This window comes from Mesorhizobium sp. M0496 (genome assembly GCF_040321205.1).
Lineage (GTDB): Bacteria > Pseudomonadota > Alphaproteobacteria > Rhizobiales > Rhizobiaceae > Mesorhizobium.
Genome location: NZ_JAMYRC010000024.1, coordinates 90467 through 98275, shown reverse-complemented (window position 1 = coordinate 98275; position 7809 = coordinate 90467). Strand labels below are relative to the sequence as shown.

7 protein-coding genes are annotated in these 7809 nt (G+C 61.6%); 2 read left to right on the top strand and 5 right to left on the bottom strand.

Annotation, left to right across the window (positions count from 1 at the left end; translation table 11 throughout):
- Positions 1 to 139 precede the first annotated feature (139 nt).
- The 5 genes from NKI73_RS20315 to NKI73_RS20295 form a co-directional block, all read right to left on the bottom strand.
- Positions 140 to 1174, bottom strand: a complete 1035-nt coding sequence (locus NKI73_RS20315; protein ID WP_352632690.1) for an extracellular solute-binding protein — start codon at positions 1172 to 1174, stop codon at positions 140 to 142.
- Positions 1175 to 1196: 22 nt separating this feature from the next.
- Positions 1197 to 1997 (bottom strand): ABC transporter permease, encoded by an 801-nt coding sequence (locus tag NKI73_RS20310; protein WP_352632689.1) that lies wholly within the window; start codon positions 1995 to 1997, stop codon positions 1197 to 1199.
- Complete coding sequence (locus NKI73_RS20305; RefSeq protein ID WP_352632693.1) at positions 1990 to 2910, bottom strand: ABC transporter permease; 921 nt, start codon at positions 2908 to 2910, stop codon at positions 1990 to 1992. Before NKI73_RS20305 ends, NKI73_RS20310 begins: the two co-directional genes overlap by 8 nt.
- Before the next feature lie 2 nt (positions 2911 to 2912).
- Positions 2913 to 4007, bottom strand: coding sequence for an ABC transporter ATP-binding protein (locus NKI73_RS20300; protein ID WP_352632688.1), 1095 nt, complete (start codon positions 4005 to 4007; stop codon positions 2913 to 2915).
- Between the two features lie 141 nt (positions 4008 to 4148).
- Positions 4149 to 5828 carry an amidohydrolase gene (locus NKI73_RS20295; RefSeq protein WP_352632687.1) on the bottom strand — a complete coding sequence of 560 codons (1680 nt, stop codon included), beginning with the start codon at positions 5826 to 5828 and terminating at the stop codon, positions 4149 to 4151.
- Between the two features lie 151 nt (positions 5829 to 5979).
- Between NKI73_RS20295 and NKI73_RS20290 the strand changes: the two genes are divergently transcribed.
- Positions 5980 to 6738 (top strand): TetR/AcrR family transcriptional regulator, encoded by a 759-nt coding sequence (locus tag NKI73_RS20290; RefSeq protein WP_352632686.1) that lies wholly within the window; start codon positions 5980 to 5982, stop codon positions 6736 to 6738.
- 23 nt (positions 6739 to 6761) lie between these two features.
- Positions 6762 to 7793 (top strand): histone deacetylase family protein, encoded by a 1032-nt coding sequence (locus NKI73_RS20285; RefSeq protein ID WP_352632685.1) that lies wholly within the window; start codon positions 6762 to 6764, stop codon positions 7791 to 7793.
- Positions 7794 to 7809 lie beyond the last annotated feature (16 nt).

The following is a 7809-nucleotide window of genomic DNA, read 5'->3' as shown; positions in this document are numbered from 1 at the left end:
CGCGCCCCCGGGGGGCGCGCCCCCCGGGATGCAGCGGCGGCCGGGGTGGGGCTGGCGGTTCGCAACCACCCCCCCCCCCCCCCCTCCACCTAAAACCCCCCCCCGGGGGCGGCCCCCGCGGGGCCCGTCGAAAACGCAGTTACTTCTGCAGTTCGGTCCAGATCTTGGTGTAGATCTCCTGGATTTCCGGTGCGCACATCTGCTGCAACTCGGCATGCGGCTTGTCGGCTGCCGGGATGACAACTTCCGGCGCGTCCTTCATGTCTGCCGGCATGTACTTGTCCGATCCGGTGATGGCGTTGGCATAGCGATGGAAGGCCGAGAGACCTGCCGCATTTTCCGGGTCCATGATGAAGTTCTGGAAAAGCTTGGCGTTCTCGACGTTCTTGGCCTCCTTCAGAACGACGACGTTGTCGCTCCACAGGCCAAAGCCTTCTTTCGGATAGTTGTAGTGGATGGCCGGGTTGGCCAGCCGCTGGCGCAGCGCCGAGCCGTTCCAGTCGCTGGTCGCCTTGAAGTCGCCGGCGCCCATCTTCTCGATGGTATTGTACTCCATCGCGATCCAGTTCGGCTTTGCCGCGACGAGCGTATCGCGCACCTTCTTCAGCACTTCCTTGTCGGTGGTGCATTGCTGGCCGCCGACATATTTGATCGCGGCGAAGATGACGTCGTTCATTTCGGGAACGACATTGACCTTGCCCTTCAGCTCGTCGGGGACGTTGAAGATGATGCCCCAGCTGTCGGCCGGTCCCTTGTAGGCGTCGGTGTTGACGACGACACCAACAGTGCCCAGAGCCCACGGCACCGAATATTTGCGGCCCGGGTCGAATTCCGGATTGGCCCACTCGGGCGCGACATTCTTGAAGTTCTCCATCTTGCCCGGATCGGTCTCCTGGACGAGGCCTTCCTTGATCCAGATCGGCACGTAGGTCTGCGACGGGACCGCAATGTCGAAACCGGTGCCGCCCTGGCGAACCTTGGCGAGTGCCGTGTCGTTGGAATCATAGTCGGTGATGGTCACCTTGATGTTGTATTTGGCCTCGAACTTCTTGATCACGTCGGGGCTGGTGTAGTTGCCCCAATTGTAGATGTTCAGTTCGCCGTCGGCGCGGGCCAGGCTCGTCGAAGCGAGCAACGCCAACCCCATGGCGGTTGCTGTTGTCTTCCAGTTCATGGTTTTAACTCCCATTTTCGGTTCAGTCTCGTTTCCTGCTGATGAAGAAAAACAACGTGACGATCGCGACCGAAAGCAGCAGGAAGGCGGTCGATATCGCGTTGATCTCGGGTGTGATGCCGCGGCGGATCTGGCCGAGCATGTAGGTGGGCAGTGTATCCTGGCCGCCCGATTTGACGAACTCTGTGATGACGACGTCGTCGAGCGAGATGACGAAGGCCAGCATCAGCCCGGCCAGGATGCCGGGCCACAAAAGCGGCAGCGTGATGCGGCGGAAGGCTTTCCATGGCGTCGCGTAGAGGTCGGCGGCGGCACGCTCCAGCGTCAGGTCCATATTCTCAAGCCGCGCCCGGATCGGCAGGTAGGCGAAAGGAATGCAGAACGCCGTGTGCGCGGCGATCAGATAGCCGATGCCGGAATAGCCGGTGAAGATCTTGATGCGCGAGAAGAAGATCAGCAGCGCCACGCCGGTGACGATCTCGGGGACCATCAGCGGCTGGTTGATCGCCGCATATTTGAAGGTGAGACCGGGATAGGGTGCGGTGCGCGTGGTGGCGAGCGCCGCCATGGTGGCGAAGATGGTGGAAAGTACCGCCGCGACGGAGCCGATCTGGAAGGAACGCAGGGTGGCATCGATGACCTGCGTGTTCTGCCATGCCGACTGGAACCATTTCAGCGAAAAGCCGCCCCATTCGGAGGTCGAGCTCGCCGCGTTGAAGGCATAGATGACCAGCACGATGATCGGCAGATAGAGCACGATAAAGCAGGTCGCGGCGATCGCGGTGAACCCAGGCTGGTGCTTGATGGAAAAGTTCTTAGCCATGACGCACCCCCGACTTGCCGGCATTGCGCACATAGGCAAGCAGCGCCACCATGACGATGATCATGACGGCGATCGACAGCGCCGAGCCGAGCGGCCAGTTGCGACCCTGCCCGAACTGCAATTCGATCAGGTTGGACAGCATCATGTTCTTGCCGCCGCCAAGCACGCTCGGCGTCACATAGGCACCAAGTGCTGGAATGAAGACCAGGATCGAGCCGGCAATGACACCCGGCTTGACCAACGGAAAGATGATCCGCCGCAGCACCTGGAAGCGCGTCGCGTAAAGATCGTAGCCCGCCTCGACCAGGCGGAAATCGAGCTTCTCCATGCTGGCGTAGATCGGCAGCACCATCAGCGGCAGATAGACATAGGCCATGCCGATCAGTATCGCCATGTCGGTGTAGAGGATTTGGATCGGCGCCGAGATGATGCCGAGCTTGAGCAGGATCGTGTTGATGATGCCTTCGTTGCGGATGATCTGCAGCACCGCGAAGGTGCGGATCAGCAGGTTGGTCCAGAACGGAATGGTAATCAGGAACAGCCAGAGATCGCGCGTCTTTTCACTGCGCGTCGCCATGAAATAGGCGGTCGGAAAGCCAAGCACCAAGGTGGCGATGGTCGTCACCACTGCGAGCTTGATGGAGCGCAGGAAGATGGTGACGTGGGCGGCGGCAATCGAAAGCGTATCGTCAAAGATATCGCGCTCCAGAAACACCGCTATCCAGGCTTCCGGCGAGAACTGCCACTTCACGTCGCCATAGGAGCCTGGTGTCAGGAACGAATAGACGAGCACGATCAGCAACGGGCCGGTCGCGGCGAGAAAAATGGTCAACAGCGCTGGGGCTGACAAAAGCCAGCGGTCACGGATATCGCGCCGTTCCGCTGCCTTGGCGACTTCTTCCGCGGTCGCCATCATCAGTCCTTCAGGACCTGGGCGGCATCGCTGCCGATGAGGATGCCGATCGTGTCGCCCTTCTCGAAACCACAGCCCGCGCTGCGCGTGTTCTGCTGGCGTACGGTGAAGAGTTCGCCGCTCTCGAGATGAACATGGATGTGGGTGTCGGTGCCGAAATAGACGATGTTGTCGACTGTTCCGGACAATTCGCCCTTGCCCTTGGTCAGCTTGGCGTGTTCGGGCCGAACCACGACCGTGGCGTTGGCCTTGGGCTGGAAACCTTGGGCCACGGTCGCCTCGATGGTCGCTCCGGATTTGAGCGTCGCGCGCGCCTTGCCGTTGGCCATCTGGCTGATGGCGGCCGTAAGGAAGTTGGTTTCGCCAATGAAGTCGGCAACGAAGCGTTCGGCAGGCTTGTCGTAGATATCCCAGGGCGAACCGACCTGCAGGATCTTTCCGGACGACATCACCGCGATGCGGTCCGACATGGTCAGCGCTTCCTCCTGGTCATGGGTGACGAAGATGAAGGTGATGCCGGTCTCGTGCTGCAGCCGCTTCAATTCGATCTGCATCTCCTTGCGAAGCTTGTAGTCGAGCGCCGACAAGGGTTCGTCGAGCAGCAGCACTTTCGGCTGAGGTGCGAGCGCCCGCGCCAGCGCCACGCGCTGCTGCTGGCCGCCGGAGATCTGGCTGGTGCGACGGCCGGCGAGTGCCTCCATCTTGACCAGCTTCAGCATCTCGGCGACGCGCGCCTTGATCTGGGCTTTCGGCTTGCCCAGCATTTCCAGGCCAAAGCCGATATTGTCGGCGACCGTCATGTGCGGGAACAGCGCATAGGACTGGAAAACAGTGTTGACCGGCCGCTTGAAGGGCGGCAGCAGGGCGATGTCCTGGCCATAGAGCAGGATTTCACCAGCGGTTGGGAAGTCGAAGCCGGCGATCAGCCTGAGCAACGTGGTCTTGCCGCAGCCGGATGGGCCAAGCAGCGTGAAGAACTCGTTCTCGCGGATGGATACCGAGACCGTGTCGAGGGCAGCGACCTGCCCCTCACCTGATCCGAAAATTTTGCTGACGTTTACTACTTCAATCGCATTCCGATCCGGTTTGTCCGGCACGATTACGCCTCACTGTTGACCCCGCTCTTGCTGGCGGAGTTCTTCCCCTGTTCGATGTGACCACATGGCCGGTGGGTTGGCAAGCCCGGCATTGGGTCACAGTTCAGTCAGTCATCGAGGCCTGCAAGCCCCATGCCATAGTCAGGCCTGATAGGTGATCTTGCCGCCGCAAATCGTCGTCACCGGTCGGACCTTGTGCAGATCGGCCGGGGCGGTGTTCTCGATATCCATCGACAAAACCACCAGATCGGCCATGTAGCCTGACTTCAGCGTGCCCTTACGGCGTTCGGCAAATTCGGCGTAAGCGCCCTCGACCGTGTAACCGGCGATCGCTTCATGCAGTGAAAAACTCTGGTCCGGGTCGCTTTCTGCCCACGGCTTGCGCAACACTGCCGCCTGAATGCCCAGGATCGGATCGATCGGCGACACCGGCCAATCCGATGCGAAGACGACATGCGCGCCGGCATTCTTCAGTGTTCGCCAGGCATAGCTCAGCGGCCAGCGCGACGGCCCGATGCGCGACACCGTCGGCTCCAGCGGAAAGTCCATGGCCCCTGGCGGATGCGGCGGCTGCATGGAGGCGATGACGCCGAGTTCGGCGAAACGCGGCACGTCTGATGTGGTGGTGACCTCGATGTGCTCGACCCGGTGGCGGCTGTCGCGCTTGCCGTTCGCCTTCTGCGCCGCTTCATAACCGTCGAGCACCGCGCGCACCGCGCCGTCACCGATCGAATGCACGGCCATCTGCAGCCCGCGCTTGTCGACCGCGACGGCAAGGTCGATGAACTGTTGCGGCGTGAACAGAGGCTCGCCCACCCAGTCGGGCCGGTCGGCATAGGGCTCGACCATGACAGCCGTCCAGGAATCGAGCACGCCGTCGTAGAACACCTTGACCATGCCCGACGACAGCCATTCGCTGTTGTAGCGTTCGGCCATATCAGATGCCTTGTCGAGCATGTCGAGCGCCATGAAGTTCTTGTAGTGGAACGGGATCTGGACGCGGCAGGGCAAACCTTCCTCGGTTTCGATCTCGGCCAGCAGTTCAAGCTGATAGAGGTTGCCGTCCATGTTCTGGATCGAGGTGATGCCATGGCGCGCGCACCAGGCGAGCCCGCGCCGCATGATATCGCGGTCGGAGGCGCGCTCGGCCGCCGTCGGCATCGGATCCGGCTCGCCGCCGGTCGACAGCCCTAGCCGCACCCGGCTTTCGCCGGCAAGGTCGAGCACCGGGCCGAAGGCCTCGCCTTCGCGCAATTCACCGGCGGCCAGGCCATCATCACCCATGACGATCTCATTGCCCGGACCAAGCGTGCGTCCGTGCAGGATGCCGGCCATCTCCAGCGCCTTGGTGTTGGCCCACATGGTGTGATGATCAGGCGCGGCCATACAGAACGGGCGATCAGGCAAAATGGCGTCGAGGTGATGGCGCGTCACCCGCTCGCTGCCGAGTACGGTGTAGTCAACGCCCTGGCCGACCAGCATCGGAGCATCGGGCTGCGTCGGCGCATAGTCGCGGATCGCCTTTTGCAGCGCCTCGAAGCCATGAATACCGGTGAGTTGAAGATGAGCAAGCTCTGCCCCGCCTGAAAACAGATGCATGTGGGCTTCGATGAAGCCCGGCAAGACCGAGCCGCCCTTGGCGTCGATGATCTTGGTAGCCGGTCCCTTGAGCTCTTCGATGGAGGCGCGGCTGCCGATGGCGACGATGGCGCCGTCCTTGACGGCAACGGCTTCGGCGGCGGGGTTGTCGTCGTCCATAGTCTGCACACGACCGTTGATGACGATCAGATCCGCATTGTGACCCGCACCTGTGACAGACATCGCGACTCCGCGCTTTTGACGACTGACTGGACCGACAGACTTGTCCAACGACCTGCCACTCCACCGGAGCGGCGCCTCGGACGAAAAAGAATGCCAGTGCGCTGTCTTGGAAATTCCCCTTGTCATCCCAAGAGGCAGCGTGGGATAAAGAATGCGACTGATTATTCGCGTTTGTCAACATGCGGAATCTGGAATGTATTGTGGACAGCACGCTCTGCCCATGTTGAGACCGGGCGGGGAACGAGGACATCAAGCCGTGAAGCGCAGTCTCGACCGCAAAACCAGGATAGCGCTCGAACCGCGCAAGCAGCCGCGGCAACAACGGTCGAGCAAGGTGGTCGACAGGATTCTCGACGCGGCGCTGATCTTGACGCGGGAGCAAGGAACCAGGACGCCGACGACGCTCGCCATTGCGCAGCGCGCAGGCTTGTCGGTCGGTTCGATCTACCAATACTTTCCCAACAAGGAAGCCATTCTTCTGGACCTCGCCCGGCGCTGGTTGTCATCCTTTCCCGAGGTCATCGCGAGGCGCATCAAGGCCACCCGGCCCACCAACCGCGAAGAGTTTCGGCGGGAAGTGCGGAAGCTCTTCGTCGATACCTCCAGGATATATCTCGAAAACGCCACCCTGATGCCGGTGATCGAGGCCATATCTGGCAATGCCGACCTCAGGCCGATCCAGGACGAATATGACGAGCAGATCATCGCCCTCTACGCCGCCTGGCTGCAGCATGTGAACCCGGCTCTTGAAGACAAGATCGCCAGCCGGCTGGGTGTGCTGATGATGGACGTCGGGCACGCCTGCCGGCTTGTTGGGCTAAAAAGAGACCGCAAGACATACGACCTCATCGAAGACGATGTGGAAAGAATGTGGCTCGCTTTGGTGAGCCCCTATCTCAACCTTGACTGACTTCGCACTTCAAGAGGAATTTCATGAAGACTGTCTATTCGCCGCTTCATGCTGGCCATGCCGGCCAGATGGAACTCGTCACCTCGGCCATCGTTCCGGGTTTCGAAAAGCCCTCGCGGGCCGAATTCATCAAGGCGCGGGTCGAAAGCGAGAAACTGGGGCCGATCGTCCTGCCGCTCGAGCATGATCTCGCCGCCGCCAAGCGCATCCACAAGTCAGACTATATCGACTTCCTGCCGACGGTCTGGCCGCTATGGGTGGAAGCCGGCCTGACGGGCACGGCGATGCCCTTTACCTGGCCGACGCGCGGCCTGCGCGGCGACGTGCCGCCGAAGCGCGTCGATGCCCTGCTCGGCTACTATTCCTTCGACGCCGGTGCCACCTTCGTCGAAGGCACATGGGCCGCTATCAAATCGTCCTATGACGTGGCGCTGACCGCCGCCGGCCTGGTCAAGGACGGCGAGGCTTCCGCCTTCGCGCTCTGCCGTCCGCCCGGCCATCATGCCGGTGCAGGCTTCATGGGCGGCTATTGCTACATCAACAACGCCGCTGTCGCCGCCCAATGGTTCCGCGACCAAGGCGCCAATCGCATCTCGATCCTCGATGTCGACTACCACCACGGCAACGGCACGCAGGAGATCTTCTATGACCGTGCCGACGTCCAGGTGCTCAACCTGCATGGCGATCCCCTGGTCGAGTACCCGTTCTTCCTCGGCCACGCCGACGAGCGCGGCGCGGGCGCCGGCGAAGGCTTCAACGTCAACTATCCGATGCCCTTCGGCACCGATTGGGACGCCTGGAACGCCTCGCTTGAGGGCGCCTGCGCTAAGCTGGCAGCCTATGCACCGGATGTCGTCATCGTCTCGCTGGGCGTCGACACCTTCGAGAAAGACCCGATCAGCCAGTTCAAGCTGAAAACATCCGACTACCCCAAGATAGGCCGCCGCATCGCCAAGCTCGGCCTGCCGACGCTGTTCGTCATGGAAGGCGGCTATGCCGTCGAGGAGATCGGCGTCAACGCCGTCGGTGTGCTGACCGGTTTCGAGGATCGGTAAGAATGAGCGCCGAACG

Excerpts from the sequence above, each read along its gene's own strand:
- NKI73_RS20315 (WP_352632690.1), bottom strand. The coding sequence starts at position 1,174 with ATGAACTGGAAGACAACAGCAACCGCCATGGGGTTGGCGTTGCTCGCT.
- NKI73_RS20310 (WP_352632689.1), bottom strand. The coding sequence starts at position 1,997 with ATGGCTAAGAACTTTTCCATCAAGCACCAGCCTGGGTTCACCGCGATC.
- NKI73_RS20305 (WP_352632693.1), bottom strand. The coding sequence starts at position 2,910 with ATGGCGACCGCGGAAGAAGTCGCCAAGGCAGCGGAACGGCGCGATATC.
- NKI73_RS20295 (WP_352632687.1), bottom strand. The coding sequence starts at position 5,828 with ATGTCTGTCACAGGTGCGGGTCACAATGCGGATCTGATCGTCATCAAC.
- NKI73_RS20290 (WP_352632686.1), top strand. The coding sequence starts at position 5,980 with ATGCGACTGATTATTCGCGTTTGTCAACATGCGGAATCTGGAATGTAT.
- NKI73_RS20285 (WP_352632685.1), top strand. The coding sequence starts at position 6,762 with ATGAAGACTGTCTATTCGCCGCTTCATGCTGGCCATGCCGGCCAGATG.